At 66.2% G+C, this 23244-nt stretch carries 11 protein-coding genes and 1 tRNA gene; 9 read left to right on the forward strand and 3 right to left on the reverse strand.

Features of this window, described 5'->3' with window-relative positions:
• Window positions 1-551 precede the first annotated feature (551 nt).
• From QX124_RS25585 to QX124_RS25605, 5 genes are all read left to right on the forward strand, one after another.
• Window positions 552-2636 (forward strand): hydantoinase/oxoprolinase family protein, encoded by a 2085-nt coding sequence (locus QX124_RS25585; protein ID WP_315798629.1) that lies wholly within the window; start codon window positions 552-554, stop codon window positions 2634-2636.
• A 1-nt stretch (window position 2637) separates the two neighbouring features.
• Window positions 2638-4296, forward strand: coding sequence for a hydantoinase B/oxoprolinase family protein (locus QX124_RS25590; protein WP_315798630.1), 1659 nt, complete (start codon window positions 2638-2640; stop codon window positions 4294-4296).
• A gap of 274 nt (window positions 4297-4570) precedes the next feature.
• Window positions 4571-5572 carry a TRAP transporter substrate-binding protein gene (locus tag QX124_RS25595; RefSeq protein WP_315798631.1) on the forward strand — a complete coding sequence of 334 codons (1002 nt, stop codon included), beginning with the start codon at window positions 4571-4573 and terminating at the stop codon, window positions 5570-5572.
• Complete coding sequence (locus tag QX124_RS25600; protein ID WP_315798632.1) at window positions 5565-6170, forward strand: TRAP transporter small permease; 606 nt, start codon at window positions 5565-5567, stop codon at window positions 6168-6170. Before QX124_RS25595 ends, QX124_RS25600 begins: the two co-directional genes overlap by 8 nt.
• Window positions 6171-6258: 88 nt before the next feature.
• The gene (locus tag QX124_RS25605) at window positions 6259-7563 is read left to right on the forward strand and encodes a TRAP transporter large permease subunit (RefSeq protein WP_315798633.1); all 1305 of its coding nucleotides are present in this window, start codon (window positions 6259-6261) and stop codon (window positions 7561-7563) included.
• 6 nt (window positions 7564-7569) lie between these two features.
• Here QX124_RS25605 and QX124_RS25610 read toward each other — a convergent pair whose 3' ends face one another.
• Window positions 7570-9273: a methyl-accepting chemotaxis protein gene (locus tag QX124_RS25610; protein ID WP_315798634.1), complete on the reverse strand. Its 1704-nt coding sequence runs from the start codon at window positions 9271-9273 to the stop codon at window positions 7570-7572.
• A 126-nt stretch (window positions 9274-9399) separates the two neighbouring features.
• Here QX124_RS25610 and QX124_RS25615 point away from each other — a divergent pair, with 126 nt between their 5' ends.
• Entirely contained in the window at window positions 9400-10845 is a 1446-nt protein-coding gene (locus QX124_RS25615) for a deoxyribodipyrimidine photo-lyase (protein WP_315798635.1), read from the forward strand.
• Between the two features lie 72 nt (window positions 10846-10917).
• Entirely contained in the window at window positions 10918-11223 is a 306-nt protein-coding gene (locus QX124_RS25620; RefSeq protein ID WP_315776586.1) for a histone, read from the forward strand.
• Between the two features lie 235 nt (window positions 11224-11458).
• Here the strand turns inward: QX124_RS25620 and QX124_RS25625 are convergent, their stop codons facing one another.
• The gene (locus tag QX124_RS25625; RefSeq protein ID WP_315737660.1) at window positions 11459-11902 is read right to left on the reverse strand and encodes a hypothetical protein; all 444 of its coding nucleotides are present in this window, start codon (window positions 11900-11902) and stop codon (window positions 11459-11461) included.
• A gap of 224 nt (window positions 11903-12126) precedes the next feature.
• Here QX124_RS25625 and QX124_RS25630 point away from each other — a divergent pair, with 224 nt between their 5' ends.
• Both QX124_RS25630 and QX124_RS25635 read left to right on the forward strand, forming a co-directional pair.
• Entirely contained in the window at window positions 12127-12387 is a 261-nt protein-coding gene (locus tag QX124_RS25630) for a hypothetical protein (protein ID WP_315737659.1), read from the forward strand.
• Between the two features lie 116 nt (window positions 12388-12503).
• A tRNA-Arg gene (locus QX124_RS25635) sits at window positions 12504-12580 on the forward strand.
• A 110-nt stretch (window positions 12581-12690) separates the two neighbouring features.
• Here QX124_RS25635 and QX124_RS25640 read toward each other — a convergent pair.
• Window positions 12691-23235, reverse strand: a complete 10545-nt coding sequence (locus QX124_RS25640) for a LysM domain-containing protein (RefSeq protein WP_315798636.1) — start codon at window positions 23233-23235, stop codon at window positions 12691-12693.
• Between the last annotated feature and the right edge of the window lie 9 nt (window positions 23236-23244).

Below are 23244 nucleotides of genomic sequence, written 5' to 3' on the forward strand. Positions count from 1 at the left end.
CTTTGCCTGTGGTACCTGCCGCCTGCATTTTTTTCGCAGGCGGGCCATGGGTGAGGCCTTCACCCGGCATTCCCTGCACCCTCTCGTTTTGCAGAGGGTAAACAGGCCGCAGAACTCGGGCTGATCATGCCGCGGGAATGCAAACGCACGTCTTCGAGATGCTCCGCACGCGCTCCGATCTCCGTTGTCGTCCCGGACAAGCCACGGCGCGCGTCAGCGCGACGCGGCGCCGATCCGGAACCCATACTCCGCGGCGGATATGATGTGGTGGGTGTCAAACGATCGGCCTGCCCCAAACCGCTCCCTGGGGTTATGGGTGCCGGCTTTCGCAGGGACGACAGCGGAGCATGTGAGCAGCACTGAACGCTGCGTCGTATTCAATATTGCTAGCAAACAACCGCCCCACGATCAGCAAGGTTGCGCGCCCATCGCACCGCGACCTCAAATCCGCACCGCACCAAACGCAGAGCAGCAAGCTGCATCTCCGCTGGCGCAATGGCATAGGAATTGCTGAACTCGCACATCAATTCGTCGCTTGCGGAGACCATCGAATGCTTGAAGGAGCCGAAGTCCGGCTGGCCGTCGATATCGGAGGCACGTTCACCGATATCGTTCTCGACATCGGCTGTCAGCGCCGGACACGCAAGCTGCTGACCACGCCGGCGCAGCCCGAGCAGGCCGTGCTCGACGGCGTCAGCCTCATTCTCGCCGACGCGAAGGCGCGCATCAGCGACATCGACGTCTTCATTCACGGCACCACGCTCGCGACCAACGCCATCATCGAGCGCCGCGGCGCCAAGACCGCGCTGATCGCCACTTCCGGCTTTCGCGATGTTCTGGATATTGGAACCGAGAGCCGCTACGACCAGTACGATCTCTCGATCGACAAGCCGAAACCGCTGGTGCCGCGCTCCCTGCGCTTCACCGTGCCCGAGCGCGTCGATGCCCACGGAGACGTCAGGCTGCCGCTCGACGAAGCGGCGGTGCGTGGGCTGGTGCCGCAACTGCGCACGCTCGATGTGGCCAGCATCGCTATCGCCTTCCTCCACGCCTATGCCAATCCCGCGCATGAGCGCCGCGCCGCGGAGATCCTGGCCGAGGAAATGCCGGGCGTTTCGATCACGCTTTCCTCGGCGGTCTGTCCCGAAATCCGGGAATACGAGCGCACCTCGACCGCGGTTGCCAATGCCTATGTGCAGCCGCTGATGGACAGCTATCTCGCGCGCATGGAGCAGGCGCTAAGGATCGAGCAGTTCCGCGGCGCGATCTATCTCGTCACGTCGGGCGGCGGCGTGACCTCGATCGCGACGGCGCGGCGCTTCCCGGTGCGCCTCGTCGAATCCGGTCCCGCAGGCGGCGCCATCTTCGCCGGCCAGATTGCGGCGCGGCTCGGCGAGCGCAAGGTGCTGTCGTTCGACATGGGCGGCACCACCGCCAAGATCTGTCTGATCGAGAACTTCGAGCCGGAGAGCTCGCGCGTGTTCGAGGTCGATCGCGCTGCGCGCTTCCTGAAAGGCTCTGGCCTGCCCGTGCGCATCCCCGTCATCGAGATGGTCGAGATCGGCGCCGGCGGCGGCTCGATTGCGCGGATCGACGCAATGAAGCGCGTCACCGTCGGCCCTGAGAGCGCCTCCTCCGAGCCGGGACCGGCCTGCTACGGCCGCGGCGGCCAGCGTCCGGCGGTGACCGACTCCGACGTCGCGCTCGGCATGATCGATCCCGATGCGTTCGCCGGCGGCACCATCAGGCTCGATCCCGAGCTGTCGAAACAGGCCCTGCTCCGCGACGTCGGCGCGCCGCTCGGCCTCAACGCGGAGACCGCCGCCTACGCCGTGCACGAGGTGGTGTGCGAGAACATGGCGAGCGCGGCCCGCGTCCACGCCGTCGAGCGCGGCGCGGTGATCGGCCAGCACACGCTGATCGCGTTCGGCGGTGCTGCGCCGCTGCATGCCGCCCGCGTCGCCGAGAAGATCGGCGTCACCAGGGTGATCGTGCCATCCAACGCCGGCGTCGGCTCGGCGGTCGGCTTCCTCGCCGCGCCCATCGCCTATGAGCTGGTGCGCAGCCGCCATGCCCGGCTCGATGATTTCGACACGGCCCTCGTCTCCGGCCTGCTGCAGGAGATGGCCGACGAGGCCCGCGCGCTGGTTGAGCACGGCGCATCCGGAGCGCCATTGCGCGAACGCCGCGTCGCCTTCATGCGCTATGTCGGCCAGGGTCACGAGATCACGGTCGAGCTACCGAACCGTCCGCTGACCGTGGACGATCTCACCACGCTGCGCGCGACCTTCGAGGCCGGCTACGCCGCATTGTTCGAGCGCGCCATCCCGGGCGCCGCGATCGAGGTGCTGAGCTGGTCGGTGCTGGTGACCACCGAGCCGCGCAATCCCACGGCGGTTGCCGAGGTGACGCGCAAGCCCGCCGGGCAAGCCGCCGGCCACCGCAAATTCTTCGACGGCCGCGCCGGACAGTTCGTCGAGATCCCGCTGTATCGCCGCGAGCAGATGGCGCCGGGCGCCGTCATCGCCGGCCCCGCCGTGATCGCCGAGGACGAGACCTCGACCTTCATCTCCAACAGCTTCGATGCGCACATCGACGGCGCCGGCAGCATCGTCATGGAACGGAAGGCGGCCTGAGATGAGCCAGTCACAAGCGACGAGCCTGATCGACCTGCAGATCATGTGGCACCGGCTGATCGCCGTGGTCGAGGAGCAGGCCCAGGTTCTGCTGCGCACCGCCTTCAGCCCGATCGTGCGCGAATGCGGCGACCTCTCGGCCGGCGTGTTCGACCTCCGGGGGCGCATGCTGGCGCAGGCCGTCACCGGCACGCCGGGCCACGTCAACTCGATGGCCGAGTCGGTGAAGCACTTCATCGCGCATTTCCCGATTCATACGATGAAGCCGGGCGATGCCTACATCACCAACGATCCCTGGATGGGCACCGGCCATCTCAACGATTTCGTCGTCACCACGCCCTGCTTCAAGGACGGCGAGCCGGTCGCACTGTTCTCCTGCACCAGCCATCTGATGGACATCGGCGGCATCGGCTTCGGCCCTGACGGCACCGACGTGTTCATGGAGGGGCTGTACATCCCGATGCTGAAGCTGATCGACCAGGGCGTCGTCAACGAGACGCTGATGGCGATGATCCGCGCCAACACCCGGCTGCCGGTCGACACCGAGGGCGACACCTATTCGCTCGCCGCCTGCAACGATGTCGGCTGCCAGCGCCTGGTCGAGATGATGCGGGAGTTCGGCATCGCCTCGCTCGATGAGCTCGGCGACTACGTCTGCGACCGCTCGCGCGAGGCGGTGCTGGCCGAGATCGCCAAGCTGCCGAAGGGCACCTGGCGCAACGAGATGGTGGTCGACGGCTATGATGCGCCGGTCACGCTCAAGGCGGCGCTGACGATCTCGGACGACGGCATCCACGTCGACTTCGACGGCACCTCGCCCGCCTCGAAATTCGGCATCAACGTGCCGCTGTCCTACACCACAGCCTACACCGTGTTCGGGCTCGGCTGCGTCGTGGCCTCTGATATTCCCAACAATGCCGGCTCGCTGTCGCCGCTCACGGTCTCGGCGCCGTCGGGCGCGATCCTGAATGCGCCGAAGCCGGCGCCGGTCGCCTCGCGTCACGTTATCGGCCAGATGCTGCCCGACGTCGTGTTCGGCTGCCTCAGGCAGATCATCCCGGAGCGCGTGCCGGCCGAGGGCACCTCCTGCCTGTGGAATCTCAACGTGCGCGGCCAGACCCGCTCCGGCGCCGGCGGCAATTACGGGTTCTCGATGGCGGTGACGTCCAACGGCGGCACCGGCGCCCGCTTCGACAAGGACGGGCTGTCGGCGACCGCCTATCCCTCCGGCGTGCGCGGCACGCCGGTCGAGATCGCCGAGACGCAGACGCCGCTGATCTTCTGGCGCAAGGAGCTGCGGCCGGATTCCGGCGGCCCCGGCCGCACCCGCGGCGGCCTCGGCCAGATCATCGAGGTCGGCAGCGGCGTCGACGCCCCATTCGACATCCTCGCCGCCTTCGACCGCATCGACCACCCGCCGCGCGGCCGCGACGGCGGCCACAACGGCCAGGCCGGCTATGTCGGGCTCAAGTCAGGAAAGAAGCTGCGCGGCAAGGGTTTCCAGACCGTGCCGCCGGACGACCGGCTGGTGGTGCTGACACCCGGCGGTGCTGGCATCGGCGATCCCATGGAGCGGGCCGCAGAGCTGGTGCGGAGCGATGTCGAGAGCGGACTGGTATCGGCGGACAATGCAGCAAAGCTCTACGGACAGGCGCGGTGAGATCTCATGCCCGCCGGAACATTTGTGGCCTCATGGTTCGAGACGCGTCGCAAGGGCGACGCTCCTCACCATGAGGGTTTAGTACCGCGATCGATGCTGCACATTGACCATGAGAAAAGTCCTCATGGAGAGGATCAGCATCTTGCCGCGCAACGTACCCTCATCCTGAGGAGCCCGCCGCAGGCGGGCGTCTCGAAGGATGGCCGCGAGCATAGTGCTCGCCCAACCTTTTTCGATCTCGTGCAATAGCTCAGCAACGAACCCGGAGACACTCATGATCACGCGACGGACGTTCACGGCAGGTGCAGCGACCCTGCTCGCAGCCAGCCATGTCTCAACGCGGGCCCGCGCCGCAACGACGACCTGGGACATGTCGACGGTCTGGCCCGACGGCAACTTCCACACCCAGAATGCGATGGCCTTTGCCGAGGAGGTGAGGAAGCAGACCGGCGGTGCGGTCGACATCACCGTGAAGGCCGGCGGTCAGCTTGGCTTCAAAGGGCCTGAGCATCTGCGCGCCGTGCGCGACGGCCTGGTGCCGCTGGCGGACGTGCTCAACATCCAGCAGGTCGGCGACGAGCCGTTCATGGGCGTCGAGAGCATCCCGTTCCTCGCCGGCTCGATGGACGAGCTCAAGGTGCTACACAAATATGTGCGGCCCGAATATGAGAAGATCGCCGCGCGCAACAACCAGAAGATCCTCTACATCGTGCCGTGGCCGACGCAATATCTGCACCTCAAGGCCAAGGTTGCCGACGTCGCCGGGCTGAAGAACATCAAGATCCGCGTGCCCGACAAGAACGCGGTCGACATGCTCAACGCCGTCGGCATGGCCGCCGTGATGATCCCCTGGGGCGAGACGATCCCGGCGCTGGCCTCCGGCGCGGTGGCGGGCGTGTCGACCTCGGCAGTCTCGGGCGTCGACGGCAAGTTCTGGGAGTTCCTCAAGTTCATCTATCCGACCAACCATGTGTGGTCGTCGCAGATGCTGAACGTGAACCTGGATTCGTGGAAGGCGCTGACGCCGGAGCAGCAGAAGACGGTCGCCGACATCGCCGCGAAGATGGAGCCCGCCTTCTGGACCAACTCCCTCAAGGCCGACGCCGACAGCCTGAGCCGGCTCAAGGAGGGCGGCATGGAGGTGGTGCCGGTGTCGGACGCGATGATGACGGAGATCCGAACCAAGACCGCGCCGCTGATGGACGCCTTCCTCAAGCGCGTGCCGGCCGCGGAAGCGCCGGTGAAGGCCTATCTCGCCGAGATGAAGCGTGGCTGAGGCCCTCGCGGAGCCGTCGCCGGGCGATCAGGCGAGCCTCAATGCAGCGGCGCCTGCGCCGCTGCGCATCCTGCTCGATGTCATCGACCGGCTCGGCCGGCTCGATGGCTGGATCGGCGGCGGCTGCCTGCTGACCTTGACCGGCCTGATGCTGGCGGAGGTGACGACGCGGGCGCTGTCGAACGTGCTGCCGTTCTTTCCGCCGACGATCTCGATCGCCTGGGAGTACTCGTCCTATCTGATGGCGGCCTCGTTCACCTTCGGCGCCGCCATGACGTTGCGGGTCGGCGGCCACATCCGCGTGGTGCTGCTGTTGAAGAACGTGCCGGCGCCGCTGCAGCGCGCGATGGAGGTGCTGGCGGCTGTGGCCGGCTTCGCCTTCATGGCATTCCTGACCTGGGCGATGACGAAGTTCGCCTTTGGCTCGTTCATGCGCGGCCAGGTCTCGACCTCGAGCGACACGCCGCTGTGGTTTCCGCAGGCCGTCGTCACCTTCGGCATGCTGCTGCTGACCCTGCAATTCCTCGCGCGTGCAATCCAGGCCGCGCTGGGGCTGCCCGTGGAGGATCACCGGATGAAGGCCTCGCCGGTCGAATGAAAACGTCCTCCCTCCGTCATGCCCGGGCTTGTCCCGGGCATCCACGTCCCTCCCCGCCCGCCCCACTCACCGCGGACTCCGTCGCCTCATGACCATCGAAGTCATCGCCCTGTTCGCCATCCTGTTCGCGCTGCTCGCCGGCGGCCTGTGGATCGGGCTGACGCTTGCCTTCACCGCAACCCTGCTGCTGGCGATGTTCCGGTCGATCCCGCTGGACAAGCTGCTTCCGCAATATGCCTGGAACATCCTGACCACCCAGGAGCTGCTGGCGCTGCCGCTGTTCATCCTGATGGGCGAGCTGCTATTCCGCACCCGGCTGTCGCGCTCGCTGTTCCAGGGCCTGGCGCCGTGGGCCGGCCTGCTGCCGGGCCGCCTGCTCCACGTCAATGTCATCGGCTGCACCATCTTCGCCGCGATCTCCGGCTCGTCGGCGGCGACGACGCAGGTGATCGGCCGGATGTCGCTCAACGAGCTGCTGCGCCGCGGCTATTCGCGCGACATCGCGATCGGCTCGCTGGCCGGCGCCGGCACGCTCGGCTTCCTGATCCCGCCATCGAACATCATGATCATCTATGGCGTGCTCGGCGACGTCTCGATCTTAAAACTGTTCACCGCCGGCGTGCTGCCGGGGCTGCTGCTGGCCGGCACCTTCATGGGCTGGGTGATGCTGCACACCACGCTGAAGCCGGCGATGGTGCCGAAGGCGGAGGCGCTGCTGTCGCAGGTCCCCTGGGCCAAGCGCTTCGCGGCGCTGAAGGACCTGGCGCCGGCCCTATTCCTGATCGCTTGCGTGCTCGGCTCGATGTATGGCGGCCTCGCCACGCCGTCGGAGGCCGCCGCCGTCGGCGTGCTCGGCGCGGCGCTGGTCGCCTATTTTCAGGGGTCGATGTCGCTGCAGGTGGTGCGCGACGTGATGATCGGCTCGGTCATCACCTGCTCGATGATCGCTCTGATCGTGCTCGGCGCGTCGATCCTGGGCAATGCCGCGGCCTTCCTCGGCATCCCGCAGGCCGTGGCCGCCTTCGTGAAGGGGCTCGGCCTGTCACCGTTCATGCTGATCGCCGTGCTGATCGTGTTCTACCTGATCCTCGGCTGCTTTCTCGACGGCTTCTCGATGATCGTGATGACGCTCCCGATCGTGCTGCCGATCGTGAAGGGCGCCGGCTTCGACGAGGTCTGGTTCGGGATCTTCCTGGTGCTTGCCGTCGAGATGGCCCAGATCACGCCGCCGGTCGGCTTCAACCTGTTCGTGATTCAGGGACTGACGGAGGACGGTCTCGGCTACATCGCCCGCGTGACCGCCCCCTACCTCGTCATCATGATCGCCTTCGTGCTGCTGCTCACGCTGTTCCCGGGCATCGTGACCATCCTGCCACGATTGCTCTACGGGTAGCGCTTGTCAGGCCGCGCGCATCCCGTCGAGGAACTTCTGCACCTCGGCCTTCAGCCGCAGGCTCTCGCTGGACAGCGCCTGGGCCGAGGCGAACATCCGGTTGGAGCTTTCGCCGGTCTCGCCTGCCCCACGCGCCGCGCTGCGGATGTTCTCGACGACCTCTGCGGTGCCGGTCGCGGCCGAGCGGACGCTCTGGGTGATGTTCTGCGTGGCGGCGCGCTGCTGTTCGACGGCGGCCGAGATCGAGGCGGCGATCCCGTTGATGCGCTCGATGGTCGAGCCGATCGCCTTGATGGCGTCGACCGATTCCTGGGTCACGGTCTGCATGTTGGCGATCTGGCTCGAGATCTCCTCCGTCGCCTTGGCGGTCTGCCCGGCCAGGGTCTTGACCTCCTGAGCGACCACCGCGAAGCCGCGGCCGGCATCGCCGGCCCGGGCCGCCTCGATGGTGGCGTTGAGCGCCAGCAGGTTGGTCTGCTCGGCGATCGAGGTGATCAGCTTGACGACGTCGCCGATGCGGTTGCCGGCGTCGGACAGCTCCTTGATGCGCTGGTCGGTCGCGGTCGCCTGGTTGACCGCCTCGGCGGCGATGGCGTTGGACTCCTGCACGCGACGGATGATCTCGGCGATCGAGCCGGACAGCTCGTCCGAGGCAGCAGCTGCGGTGCGGACGTGCTCGGAGGCGGTTTCCGAAGCGCCGGCCGAATGGCCGGACAGGTCGGCGGTGGTCCGCGCGGTCTGGGTGAGCTGGCGCGCCTCGCGCTCGAACTCGCCCGACGAGGTCAAGACGTTCTCGATGATGCCGCCGATGCTGGCCTGGAACGAATCGACGAAACGCTGCAGCTCGGCCTTGCGCTGCTCGACGGCCGCGGCGGCCGCAGCCGTCTGCTCCTCACGCATCCGGCGCCGCTCGCTCGCGGCACTGCGGAACACGACCAGGCTGCGGGCGATCTCACCGATCTCGTCGCTGCGGTCATCGGACTTGATCGCAACGTCCTCGCGGCCCTCGGCGATGGCGGTGAGCGCGTCGGTCACCGCGGCGAGAGGCTTGGTGACGCGGCGCACCGCCAGCATGGTCAGGCCGAGCACCAGCAGCGCGGCGATCGCAGCGGCGACGACCATGGTCCGCATCGCCTGCGACAGCATGGCGTCGAGCTCGGCCATGGGCACGCCGACATACAGAATGCCGATCACCTTTCCAGCCGGATTGGTGACGGGAAAATAAGCGGTCATGAACGACTTGCCGAACAGCGTCGCGGGGCCCTTGTAAGCCTCGCCGCGGCGCAGCAGCGCCTGCGCCGGATGATCCGCGGCAAGCTGGGTGCCCACGGCGCGGTCGCCATTCTCCTTCTTCACGTTGGTCGAGCGGCGGACGAACTGGCCGCTGTCATCGACCACGAACAGCGTGGCGCTGCCGCCGACATAGGACACCGCGCGATCGACGATCGCGTGATCCTTGATCTCGGGAATCGCCGTAATCTCGATGCGCGTAACGACGCCGTTCTGCACGCTGACTTTCGCGTCCTTGAACGTTTCAGTGAACGTCAGCGCAAAGGTGCGCAGATTGCCTTCGATGTCGCGCTTGGCGCGGTCGGCGAAGTCAGAGGACAGCGACCAGTACGCTGCGCCGACGACCAGGGCGGTATTCAGGGCGATCACGACAACGGCGCCGATCAGCGCCTTGGTGCCGAGCTTCAATTTGACGGACACGTCATAAACCTTCCAGGGGAACTGCAACTGAATCTCAAAGTGCCCGTAGTTCGTTTCAAAGCAGTTATTTTCCGGAGCGTAGAATACCGGAACTCTCTATAAATACGGCAGTAAGATACCCTGATCATGTCCTCCTCCCCCATCATCGTGTGGTTTCGCGAGAGCCTGCGGCTCTCTGACCACCCCGCGTTGTATGAAGCAGCAAGGTCGGGCACTCGGATCGTTTGTAGTTACGTCCACGATCAGGAAAGCCCTGGGTTGCGTCCGCTCGGCGGCGCGACGCGCTGGTGGCTCGCGCAATCGTTGCGTGCACTCCAGGCCGAACTACATGCGCTCGGCGCCGGGCTCGTGATCCGCCGTGGAGCCGCGGCCGAGGTGCTCTGCGAACTGGCGCGTGAGACCAAGGCCGGCGCGGTGTACTGGAACGATGTCGCGCAGGCCGCTCCCCGCGCCGTGGCTGCCGATGTCGAAGCAGCACTCGCCGAGATCGGCGTCTCTTCACGCGTGTTTCCCGATGACCTTCTGGTCGATCCGGCCGAGTTGCGCGGCAAGGATGGACGCGGGCCGCGCGTGTTCACGCCGTTCTGGAAGCGCGTGCTCGCTCTGGGTGATCCGCCGAAGCCGCTGCCGCGGCCGGCCCGGCTGTCGCACGCCCCCGGCGGCGCGAGCTTGCCGATCGACGAGCTCGCGCTCGAGCCGCTCAAGCCCGACTGGGCGGGCGGCCTGCGCGCGTCATGGCAAGCCGGCGAGCGCGCGGCACAGGCGCGCCTCGCCAGCTTTCTCGAAACGGCCGTTCAGACCTATGCCGCCGATCGCGACCGGCCCGACATCGAGGCGACCTCCCGGCTGTCGCCGCATCTGCGCTTCGGCGAGATCAGCCCGCGCCAGGTCTGGCATGCGGCGCGATTTGCCGCCGCCGAGCGTCCGGCTTCCGCCGCCGGCATCGACAAGTTCCTGAGCGAGCTCGGCTGGCGCGAGTTCAGCCGCCACCTGCTCTACAACAATCCCGACCTCGCAACCCGCAACCTGCAGCCGTCATTCGACGCCTTTCCCTGGGCTCAGGATGATGCAGCGCTGCAGGCCTGGCAGCGCGGGCGAACCGGATATCCGATCGTCGACGCCGGCATGCGCGAGCTCTGGCATACCGGAAGCATGCACAACCGCGTCCGTATGGTGGTCGCCTCGCTGCTCGTGAAGCACCTTCTGATCGACTGGCGGCTCGGCGAACAGTGGTTCTGGGACACGCTGGTCGACGCCGACCCGGGCAGCAATCCGGCAAGTTGGCAATGGGTTGCAGGATCGGGCGCCGACGCCGCGCCGTACTTCCGCGTCTTCAATCCCGTGCTGCAGGGCGAGAAGTTCGATTCTCACGGGACCTATGTCCGCCGCTGGGTGCCGGAGCTGGCGCGCCTGCCGGCCGCGCTGGTCCACCAGCCCTGGGCGGCAAAGCCGCTCGAGCTCGCGGAGGCCGGGGTTGCACTCGGCCGCACCTACCCGGCGCCGTTCGTGGATCACAAGCCCGGGCGGGAGCGCGCGCTGGCAGCCTACGCGAGCTTGCGCACAAGTGATTAGTTGGGGTGCGCTTTGACAGCACGGAGAATCCAGCTATCGTCGCGGGGTTTCCAACAAATCGGGGGACCCGATATGGACGACACTCCACTCTCTGATCCGACCGTGACCGAGACCAGCATGCCCGCCGAGGCGCCGAAGGATCCGGTGATCACGACGGCACCTAAGGCCCGGCGAGCGGCCAAGAAGACCGCGAAGAAGACCTCCAAGAAGGCTGCACCCAAGCGGGCCGCCGCCAAGGCCAAGAAGGTCGCGACCAAGAAGTCCGCCAAGAAGACTGTGAAGAAGACCGTGAAGAAGGCGGCCAAGAAAGCTGCGAAGAAGACGGCCAAGAAGGCCACCAAGAAAGCGGCCAAGAAGACGAAGAAGGCCAAGCGCTGATTCTGCTCGGCCCGGCCTGAAGGCAGGCGATCGGCTTGCCCGGCCGACTCGGCGAAACAATCCAGTGCCCGGTCGTGGGGGACAATCTGGCGCTGGATTGTTTCGTGAGGTGTCGTCCGGATGCCGGCCCGGAACCACGATCCGGTGTCCAGGGCATAACGCAGCAAACATGCGGCACCCGGCGCGACGATCGGAGCCGTCGGAGAGGCCGGCGTCTCGAGGAGGAACGTCGTCCTCACCAGACGTCAGGACAGGGGTCGACGATCTTCCAGAGCTCGATGCCGTTCTTGATCCGCTTCATCTCGGTGGTGAGCCCGCCGTTGCGCCGGATCCAGTCCTTCACCGAATCGGGGTAATAGGACATCAGCTCGGACGTCCCCTCCACGCTGGTGACCTTGATGCCGAACGTGAACGCCTTGTCGTAATAGGCCTGGTGGAAGCCGAGGCTGGCCCTGGGCGTGACGCAGATCCTGTTGAGCGGCACCAAGCCGAAGACGAGCGTACAGGCCGAATTGCAGATGCCGTCGATGATGACGCGCTGATGCGTTTCCCGGATGTGCTTGTACTTGGCCTTGTACTCTTCGATGTAGCCACCATGATCGCGCGTAATGTGCAAATCCGCACGCACCGGGCTAGCGGCGACCAGCAGGAGCACGACGCTTGGGATCAGGCGATTCATGGATCGGACGGGCAAACCCGGTCTTTTCTGGCGCTGTCGCGACAACGCCTCGAGCCAAATGCACGACGGCACTTGCCGGACCTTGTCATGGTCTCCTTAAGCATGCGGAAAAGGCCAAAATTTTGACGAACTATCGCCTTTTGCGCACCCTTTCCGCCACTTCCGCGTTAGGCTACCGGCCAGACGGCCGGCCTTGACGTCGTTTTCCGGAGAAGAGAAAAGTCATGAGCAAGCTCGCATCCCTCGCCGCCGCCTTGATCGTGTCAACTGCCGCCCTGGTGCCCGCCACGTCCGAGGCACGCAGCCATCATCGGCATCATCGCCACCACTACGGGCTGCCCTACGCCATCAGCTTCCTGCACAATTATGGCCCCGGCCCGCTGCCCGGCACCTTTGCGTTCTATGACGGTCCTTCCACCAACCACTGCTACCAGAGCTCGGCCGCCTATATCGGCCAGGACCGACGCCGGCATCCCTGCTTCTGATGCCATCCGGGGACGCCGAGCCAGGTTCGGCGAACGACCATTCATGCGCGGCGGAGGCTGGCCTTGCCCATCCAAGTCTGGTATCCCGGTGACGCGGGAGATTTGGCCCGCACCGCGCGCTCGTAGCTCAGCTGGATAGAGCATCGGATTTCGATTCCGAGGGTCGGGAGTTCGAATCTCTCCGAGCGCGCCAGCCATTACCCGACCCAGCACTCGACCCTTGAGCCCGTACCACCCGACGCTGCGGGCGGCATGTCCAGATGATCTCCGGCGACGGCCGCAGTTTCGATGCCGGTACCGCCTTCAGGCGCTCGCGATGTCGTGAGTGAGCCGGCCGACCTGGATTAACGGCTGCGTCGCATCGCCGACGCCACCGAAGACCTTCAGCTCGATCTCGACGCGGGCATGGCCCGACGTCGTTGGCTTGGTCGTCGCCCGCCACATATCGATCATCTGCGCGAACGGGGCCACGAAGGGCGGCTTCACGCCCGGATCGACCGCTGACGGGGTCGGCGTCAGCAGGTTGATCGGCAGCCGTACGCGCGGGATGGCCGGCTGGCCGGCTACGACCTCGTAGCTGTACATGCCCTGCATCGCGACCTCGTCGCTGGTGCTGCCATTGCCGTCAGCATAGAGTCCCGCGAAGAACTTGGTCAGGCGCGCGTCGAGGTCGCCGGAGGCGCCCGACATCGCGTCGAGCGAGAACGCCGTGTAGTTCAGCTGCGGGACCACCGTGGACGCGAAACGCACCTCGGGCGTCTGGAACAGGAATGCCGGATTGGTGCTGGTGGTCTTGAGATCGGCCAGCGGGAACAGCGCGAGATTGCGCTGCACGAACACCGACGCCCAGGCGCTCTGGTACAGCAGCACATCGAGCGGAGCGATCGACACCGTCCGCGCCGGCAGCCCGCGCGCCTCCGCTTCGCGGAGATAGACCGTCTTGCCGTCGACCTGACGCGTATAGACGTAGGCTATCTCTACACCCGGGGGGAGTTCCGCCGGAGGCACGGCTTGGGGCGTATAGAGCTCGGGCGCGATGATTGCGATCACGGGCGCCGGAAGCGTGGTGGTGCCGTTCGAGATCGTATTGGCCGCCGCATTCCAGCTCGCCGCCACGCCATCGATGGTGATGTTGACGAGATTGGTGCGCGCGTGCCCGTCGCTGGTGCTGTCGAGCGTCGACATAAACTTCACGATCACATGCGCCGGTGCGACCGCCAGCCTTGCAGCCCCGACCGTCTCCCGCGCATAGGCATCCGCGATCTGCCTGGTCTCAAGGGCAAAGGCAGCGGTCGCCTTGCGCGCAGCGGCCAGCGTCGCCGGATCGGGTTCGGCGCCGTCGATGCCGACCAGATACTGGTTGAGGTCGCGCAGGATCGCCGGATAGTTGGTGACGAATTGCGCGAGCGCGGTGAACAGGTCGGGCTCGCCGCTCAACCTGGCCGAGCCGCGCAGCGTCGGCTCGGTCGGCCGGTTGAACTCCATCGTGCAGGACACCGCGTCGGCTGCCGCCTGCTGATAGAGATAGTCGAACGAATAACCCCAGGCGTTCAGCTTCGATGGATCGGTCGTGCCCTCGCCGGTGAGCTGCCGTGCCTGCTGCGCGGAGACCGTCGGCGGCGTCGGCAGATCGCGGTTGACCACGGGAATGTTGGTGACCTGCGTCCCCAGCGGATAGCTGAACGGCCCGTTGACGAAGGCGAGCCATCGCGAATCGACATAGCCGTCGATTCCGGGGACGGTACGCCGCTCGAATTCGAGATGAGTGAGCGAGAGCGTGAGCTCGAGCGGCACATAGGCCTGGTCGACGACGTTCTTGGTGGCGAACACGAAGGCCAGCCGCGGATCGTACCAGGTCTTGCTGGCGGGATCGTAGACCTCGCCGAGCGGAATGCGCGTCGGCGTCAGTGTGAAATTCTGATTGTCCGCGGCGCCCTTGATGCTGCCGCCCGGCTGACCATAGAGGTTCGGCGGACCGGCCGGGTTGCTGTCGCCTCCGCCGGTCACCTCGGTCAATCCGAACACGACGGCCGCACCGGCGCGATAGGCTGCGCCGAGCTGGTTGAGCAGCTGCTGGCGCAGCTTCTCGCTGGCGGCGAATCCGGTTGAAGGATCGCCCGCGCTGGTCGACAGCACCGGCAGCGTCTTCAGGCCGATCGTATCGGCCAGGGATTCCTTGGCCGACAGCACGCTTCCCAGCGAACCGTCCTTGAGCGGATCGGTCACGCCGTCAATCCGGTCGAGGATGAAGGCCTGCGGCGCGTAGTCGGCCGACAGGAACTGATCGATTGCATCCAGCGCGCTCTGGAACCACTGGTTCAGGTCGACGCCGTCGAGATGCAGCGTGTCGGTGTCGCCGCTGTCATAGCGCGTGATCGTCGCATCGCCGCTGGCCAGCGCCTTGGCGATCGGCTTCGGCGCGAAATAGCTCGGTGACGTGCCGAGCTTGAAATGGATGCCCTGCCCTGCCGCCTTGCCGAAGCGCACCGCCCAGAGCTGCTGAGCGCCGTCGGCCGCATCCTCGCCGTCGCGGGACAGCCCCTGCCCGACCTTGAGATACCAGTCGGCAGTGGCGAACACGGCCTCGACCGCTTTGCTGAAGACCGTATAGGACACATTGCCGTCGCCATCGGCACGCGGCAGAATCGCCGCGGCCACGCCGCTGCCGCCCTGCAACGCCGCCACCGCCGGATCGACCAGCAGCGGATTGCGGCTGAACGCGAGTGTTACATCCAGCTCGAGGATGTTGCCGGCGGCGATCGCATTGACGTCGACCGGAAGCGACAGGGTCACAGCCGGGGCTGCGGGCACCTGGCCGCGCGTCACGAGCTTCAGATACAGCACGCAGGCGCGCACATAGCCGCGAATGATGTCCGCCTGCGGGTCGCTGAGGTCCACATCGGGCTTGGCCATCAGCGAATTCGATAGCCGCATCGCCACCGCGTTGCCGGAGACGCCCGGCACATGCACGGCGACATCGGCCGAATAATCCTGATGCAGCTGATAATAGATCCGGGTGTAGAGCGAGAGATCGTCGGCGGCCCGCGCCGCGCCGTCCGGCCCGGCATAGGCGGCGGCGTTGAGGGACAGAACGAGCTTGAACGCGGCACCGGCCGTGCCGTCATAACTGTAGCTGGCGTTGGTATTGATCCAGGACCCCAGCCCGATCAGCTCGTCGCGATACAGCATCGGCACCGCCGCACCGTTGAGCGCGCCGCGGTACCCTTGCGGCGGTGCCTCGAACGGCGTCACCGTGGTGTTGCCGAAGATGTCGCGCCACTGCAGCGCGACCTGCGCCATGGTGCCGACGCCGAGATAGGGGTTGGCTGCCTTCGGCGGCAGATCCGGATCAGACGGGTCCGGCGCGGCGTTGACCAGCGCGAACTGCGCGCCGATGCCGATCGATTGGCGATAGTCGAAATCGGCGAGGGCAACCTGCGCCAACCGGTTGCCGCGCGTCCGCGCCGAGCGCGCATGGCTCTCGAACGCGCCGGACTGATCGTCGTCATGGTCCTGAGGACCGAACGGCATGCCCAGCGGAGTAGCCTTGTAGAAGACGTTGCCCGCGAGCCCCGCGGCCAGCGAGGTGTAGAGCTGATACATTGTCTTCTTGGCAAAGTCCGGCGCCGTTGGATCATCCGGCGGCAGGCCGAGATTGTCGCGCGTCAACGAGAACCCGATGTTCTGCGGCGGCAGCTGGTCGCGCAGCGAGAACAGCTGCGGGTCGAGATCGAGCACGGCATTGACCGGGAACAGTCCGGGCGCTGCGCTGGCGCCACGGGCGATCAGGTCGACATCCAACCCGTAATAGGCGGCCATGCTGGCAAAGCTCATCCCGGGCGCGGCGGAGGAACTGACCTGATAGGTCAGCGGCGGGATGTAGAAGACGGCCGCGAGCGCAACAGCGACTTGCGGATTGAACGCGGCGATGTCCTGGCCGCTGATGGAGTGGATGGCGCCGGCAGAGAACAGCCTGGCGAGCTTGTCGAGGGTGGCCTGCGCGTCGATGGACCCGCCGGCACCGCGGACCAGATCCGCGTCGGTCAGTTGGCGTACCGCGCCCACGATCGGCACCAGCGCGCCCGCGGCGAGCGGCTTGGTCGCGTTGACCTCGGCGATCCGCCCGGGCCCAGGGCCGTAGATCGCCGCGAGCGCATCGAGCGATGCCCCCGCCGCAACCGGCGCCGTCTGGCCGGTCGAGGCGAGCGACACCGTCTGTACCAGATCGCTCTGCGGATCGACGGCGTCGGTCGTCACGAAGGCGTTGACGAAATCGGGAAGCGTGGTGCCGAACGACTCGCTGCCCTGCGTAGCGAACGTCACGACCACCGTCACTATGCCCGAGCCGGAGGAATCGAAGACGGCGGCCGGCAAGCCCTCGCCGCTTTCGACGTTCTCGTAATAGAGATAGTAGCCGCCGCTGCGGACCGTGCTGAGCTCCCACATCAGGCGGATGAACTGCGCCGGGGAGTTGGCAATGCCGCGCGGCGGAGCGTCCTCGGTAGCCAGCGTCAGCCGGAGCACCGCCGCCGGATTGGTCTCGGTCGAGAGGTTGGTCTGGGTGATGAAGGCGAGGAAGTTGGCGTCCGCAGGCGTCACCAGCATCGGCGCGCCGGGTCCGGACTGGTTGTAGAGCAGGAAGACGGCGGAGGCGAGGCCTTCGCCCAGGGCGTCCATGGCGGTCAGGATGCGCTGCAGTCGCACCGCATCCTCCGAGCTGGGGCCAACCAACTCATAGACGAACGGCAGCGACGGCGCGGACGCCGGACCGCTCGGCAGATCGCCTGCGCCCACGCCCTGCGCGGCCAGCGCCGCCGCGTCGGGCAGACGCTTGATCTGAACGTCGAGCCGCGTGCACCAGGCCCAACGTGCGATGTCGGCATAGTCGGTGCGTCCCGTTGCAGGATTGCTGCGGCCGGTCTGCGGCTGGAATTTCGGCAGCAGCGCGAAGGTCGAACGAAGATCCGGCATGACGGCGCGGATCGACTGCTCCCGCGTGGCGACCAGATTGGTCTGCGCCGGCGGCAGGCTCCACAGCGTCGGCTGCACCTGCGCGCCGGCATCGGCCGCCGCGGCCACGCCGCCGCGGTTCGTCAGGGCCAACAGGCTCGCGACGGAGCCGCTCGACCAGCGCGCGTAGCCGCTGGCGGTAAACGGCCGCGGCTGGCGCTCGGCGAGCGGCAGCGCCGCGAATGTCGGGCTCGGGACGAAATTGCCCGGCCCCCTGGCCCAGCTGACGACCACATCGAGCGCCGCATAGGCCTGGCTCAGATCAACCTCCATGCTGAGGTCGGTGCCGTCGTTCAGCAAGATGAAATCGAGCGGGACGCCGTGGCTCTGAGTCTCGCGTGCGAAGCCGACCTTGTAGCTCGTGGCAGAACTGGGTGTCGGAAACTGTTGGCCGGTGAGCTGATAGACTCCATAGGCCGACTGCGTCCTCGGATAGAGGAACGCATTGGACAGCGTCAATCCGTCCTGGACCGGCAGCCGCAACCCATAGACCAGGAAGCGCGAGACCATGCCGGCGGTCTGCCCGACCTGACCCGTGGCCGCGATGGCCGACCACAGCGCGCCAACCGACAGAGCCTGAAGATTGGCGACCGTGAGCAGGCCGCGCTCCGCCTGCACGGAGAACAGGCCGGCGACGCCGCGATTGGCGTCCGCAACCGCAACGGCGGTGGTCTGGAAGAGGCTCGCCACCGTCGCCAGCGTATCGGATGACGGGCCGGATGTCCCTGCGGTCTTGTAGGCGATCGGCCAGATCGCGAGCGGCAAGGTCGGCTGCAGCAGACCGGCGACGCCGTAGAGCACGCTCTGTGCAGCGAGCGCGTCGATCGAGATCGCGCCGAGTTGCAGCGCGACATCGTCGAAACTGTCGCCCTGCCGCGTCACATAGATCTGCTCCTGACCCTGGCTGTTGGTGAGCAGCAGGACGACGCCGCCCTGCAGCATGTGGCGGGACCGGTTGGCCACGATCAGGCGGTCCGGCGTCGTGGTCCAGCGCGGAGGCGACGCCGCATCGGAATAGCGGCCAGCGATGCCTTGCAGCGTGTCCCCGCTTTGCACCACATATTCGAGGCCGTCGACATGCAGCGACAGCCCGGCCCCCAAGGCATGATCGACGTTGGGCTGCACGATATCGGCAATCGTCAAGGAATTGCCAGCGATCCCGTTCAGCTCATCCAGGATACCACCGACGTTGCTCGTCGGTGTCAACGGATAGGCATAGCTCTGCAGCGCGTCGGCCGCGGCCTGGAGCAATTGGCGTGCGATCAGGGTGAAGGTGTCGACGAACACCAGGGCCGCCATCGACTCCGCCGAGCTGCTGTCGTCCTCCGCGGCAAGCCGGCGCGTTTCCTTGTTCTGGGCCTCGATGTTCGCGGCGACCTGCGCGAATATCTTGCTGACCGCGGTCGCGTAGCCGGGCGTGGCCGTGGTGTAGGTCTCGAACGCGATCGGCGAGGTCTGGCCACCGGACATGCCGGGGACCTGCAGCTTCAATCCGTCGAACACCGGAAACAGCACCGAACCGGCATCGAGCTTGGTCTTCAGCCCCGACGATTGCGCCGTCGCCGGATTGAAGATGTCGAGCGTGAATCCGTCGGCCAGGAACTGCAGCAGGCCCTTGATCGACAGGAACGGATCGGCCGTGTCGGCGAGACGCGCGACATAGGCCTCGAGCTGGGTGAGCGTCACCGACGTGGCCAGCGTCTCGGCGAGCTCGGCCGCATCGCCGCTCTCGTTGCCCAGCGCATCGATGATCCAGGGGAAGTAGACCTCGGCCAGCACATCGAACGACGTCTTCGTCGCGGACGGCACGCTCGCGGCGGCATCCGGCGCGTCCATCGCGAGCAGGAGCACGAATGCCCCCTGGTTCGAGGCTGCGTCCGTGGCCCCCTCCGGAGCAAGCACAGTGTACTGTGCGCCGGCCATCAGCGACAGTCTCGGCTTGTCGCCGGCGGTGGCGGCAAGTCCCATGCGATGAGCGGCGGCCGGCGCCAGCCGCTTCGGCCGCGGCTTCAGGCTGCGCGCCAGCCGCATGGCCGCGTCCGGTCCGCGTGCATGGGCCCGCTGCATCAGCAAGGCATCCGCGCGCGCCCCCTGGACCTCCCACGGCGCCGTACTGGTCTGTCCGATCACAAAGGTCGCGGAGACTTGAGCCGAGAACGACAGGCTGATCGAAATCGAGAACAGGCCGAGGTTGATCTTGACCTTGAGGCTGATCGTCACGCTCGCGCTGGCGATCACTGGAATCTCGCGATAGCTCTCATAGGTGAGCTGGATCGACAGCACAATCTTGACGTTGACCGAGGCCGAAATGATCGCGAAATCGACGCTGCCGTACAGCAGGCCGATGATGCCGACCGTTCCCGACAGCTTGAAGTAATAGTCGCTCTGCAGCGCACCGCTGCTGGCGCGCGATGCCAGCGTGCGCGCGGGATTGTAGGGATGCCACGGCGCCACGACGCCTTCGACGATGCCGAACACCGTGAGCGCGAAGCCCGCCTTCAGAGGCCCCTTCTCGAAATTGTAGCCCAGGCCGAGCTGCAGCCCGATGCCGAACTCGATGACGGGATCGAAAGTGCCGAGGTTGGTCTTCGGGATCTTGGTCGATGTCGCATTGGAGAGCTTGCCGATGTAGAAGCCACCGGCGCCCAGCACCGGCACGCCGTACACGATCACCGAGATCGAGAAGGAGCGGCGGAAATCGAGATTGTACGGGAAGCCGATGTCGATGAAGAAATCGCCGTTGGTGTAGACCTTGATCCCGAGCTGCGGCAGCGTGATCGACACCGCGCCGAAATTGAGGTTGCGAATGATGTCCGGAAAGGTGAAATCGATCTGGTAGACGCCGATGTCGTCGGTGATCTTCTTGTAGAGGATGTCGACGACGAGATTGGCGAGCCCGCCCATCTTCTCGCCGGCAAGCGCCAGCCGCAGGCCGTAGAGATTGGGGTCGTTGAACACCAGCATGGCATCGATCGACCAGGCGCCAGCCACTTTCATCAGGCCGAGATGCCCGGCAATGAGCCAGTTGTTCGACTGGTCATAATAGGGCAGCCCCGGCGCGCCGCCCTCGTCCGCATTGGGATCCACCGGATTCATCTTGCCCGTCGTGCTTGGGACGGACTGCAGCGCGCAGATCACTTCCTTGGTGCTGTTGAAGCTGGAATGGCCGGTGATGCCGATGCGCTGTCCGAGCACCAGCAGGAACAGCTTGAACCATTCCTCGCCCCGGCCGGGCACCGACGGCAGGTTCTGCACGTCCTGCCCCTTGGCGGGATCGAGCAGATTCTTGAATGCCGGATCATCGGCGACGAGCGGGCTCGAGCCCTCGATGGCGAGGGTCACCTTGCCGTCGGTGCCGCGGCGGAAGGTCAGCGCCGTGATGCTGATGAAGCCGAGATTGATCGGGCTCGACAGCTCGTAGCTGGCCGAAAGGCGTTGCGAGAAGCTCTCGCCGCTCTTGAGCGAGACGTTGACACGGAGCGCATCGAGCGAAATCTGGTTGAGCAGGTCCCATGGCGAATCCAGCGTGAAGTAGGGATTGCCGAGCGTACGCACCAGCGCCTGCACCAGCGACCCGATGCTCCAGCCCTTGAGGCTGAAGGTGACCAGCTCCTTGCCGCTCTCCCAATCCGCGCGGAATCCTTCCCACTCGACGAACAGGATGTTGTTGGAGCCCGCCTCCGTCGTCTTGAACTCATAGCCCATCGTGAGCTTGAGGTTGATCGCCGAATAGACCCAGGTTCCCTGCGCGAAGCCGGAGAACTGTTGCTGGGCCGGCTTCTGGCCGTCATAGCTGACGCCGAGCCGCGCCGGATCGATGCCGACGGTCTGATCGCCGAAGGTGAACGTCCAGCTGAAACCGACGGTGATGTCGTAGCTCGTCTTCAGCTCGCCCTGCTCGGCCGGAATGGTCGCGGTGATCGCAAATTCGGAGATGATGAGATCTCCGGGCAGGAAGCTGGGGAATCCATAGGCGCTGCCGGGCGAAAAGAACTGGTTGATCAGTTCCGAGACCTCGAGCGGCTCCTCCAGCGAGGCGGCGAGGTCCCACCGCTTCGGCGTTTCGAACCCGTCATAGGTCACGCTGACCTTGGTGTGCAACGGCCCGACATCGAGGAAGCCTCCGACGCTCGACTTCCATTGCGTCTGCGAGGCGGTCTGCAGCGCGACCACTCGCGAGGTCCGGAGCATCGGCAGCGGCGCCGCGCGCAACAGCGTCGTCGCATTGCCCCCGTCTGGCGTCTGCGTCGGAGTCTGCGCCGCGATTGAGACCGTTCCCTCCCGCACGGCAAGGATCGGCTGGTTGTTGATCTTGAGCAGATTGAGCGTCAGGCTGAAGCCAGCATCGAACTGAAAGCTCTGCGCGCTGTAATCGACCGCGACCGCGATGTCGCCAAGCTCGAAATCGCCGACATTCTCGACGTCGAGCACGACGGCACCGCCGGACAGGGCCGTCAGGAAGTCGCTCAGCTTCGCGGTCCCGGCGAAGGACGCGAAGAACTGCTTCGCGGAGGTGAACTGGACGGTGAACACGCCGTCGCCCTCGCCGTCCGGCCCCTTGAAGACGCTGGGCGCCAGTACGAACACGGTCGTGAAGTCGTAGGTCTGCTGCCGCTTCGTGCCGTCGAACGGATAGGCCATCGACCATTGCAGCGCGAAGCTCGTGATTTTGAAGTCCAGCACGCCGGTCGGCGGCAGGACCTGCCAGCTCGTATCCTTCGAGCTGCCGATCTCGATCGAGACCGCCGTGATCGTCGGCGAGCGGCCGAGCGTGCCGGCGATCGAGAAGCCGTTGAGACCGACGAAGGCAAGGAACTGCTGCAGCACGTCCGGGGTCGCGGCGAGATAGCCGCCGTTGCCGCCCATCACCTCGATCACCGTGGCCGGCGTCAGCGGCGCGCCGCCTTCGACGACCGCGAGCGCCACCGAATAGCTGGTGTCCGCGCCGGGCGTGATCTCGACGTCGAGCTGATAGGAGCCGGTGCTGCCGACGTCGAACTGCGAGGAGATCGCGAGCGTCGGCGCCTGATCGCCGGCATCCGGATCGGCGGGATCGGCCAGCACCAGCACGCCATCGACCTCGTCCGCGCCATCGGGCGCGGGAATGGTCAGAGCCAGGCTCGGATCCTTGACCGTGAACTGCGACGCGAGCTTGAACGTGCCGTCCTGGATCGCGGCCCGCAACTGCCCCGGCGGGAACAGCACGGTCTCGCCGTTGAAGATGCCCATGTTGAGCGCGCCGCTCAGCAGCAGATCGCCGGCCGGCGCGGTGAGGCCAGGAAACAGCAGCAGAAACGGCTTGGCGACATCCGGCAGAGCGACCTTGGCAACGAAATTCTGCACCGCGCCGCCGCTCACGGCACGCCCTGCGGAGTCACCATACGGGTAGGTGCCGGTCGCCGTCGAGAACACGAAGCTGACGTTCTTCAGCGTGCCGAACTGATTGAACGGGAAGCCCCCCATGAAGGCGAAGCTGCTGGTCCAGGTCCAGTTCGACGGCGTCGCCTCGGCCTGCACGATCAGTTGGTCGCCGTCCACGGTGAACACGAGCGTGGCCTTCGCGGCCAGCGGGGTCGCGGCGCCGATGAAGGGGATCGTCGCCGACTGCACCGTGAACGCCGTCCCCTCGACCGGGCCGACGTCGGATTTTGCCACCGTCACCTTGAAGTCGGCCGCGGCCTTGAGGAAAAAGGCCTGGCTCAGCCAAGTGTCGTAGTCGGCGGGAACCTTCACGGCGGGATCGGCGAGGCCTGCCGTCAGGAACGCTGCATCGAGCGCGAAGGCCGTGTCGCCGGCGGCGGCCTCGACAGCGGCGCGAAGATTGTCGATAGCGCTCATGAGCCGGCG

Source organism: Bradyrhizobium sp. SZCCHNRI3043, assembly GCF_032377735.1.
Classification (GTDB): domain Bacteria; phylum Pseudomonadota; class Alphaproteobacteria; order Rhizobiales; family Xanthobacteraceae; genus Bradyrhizobium.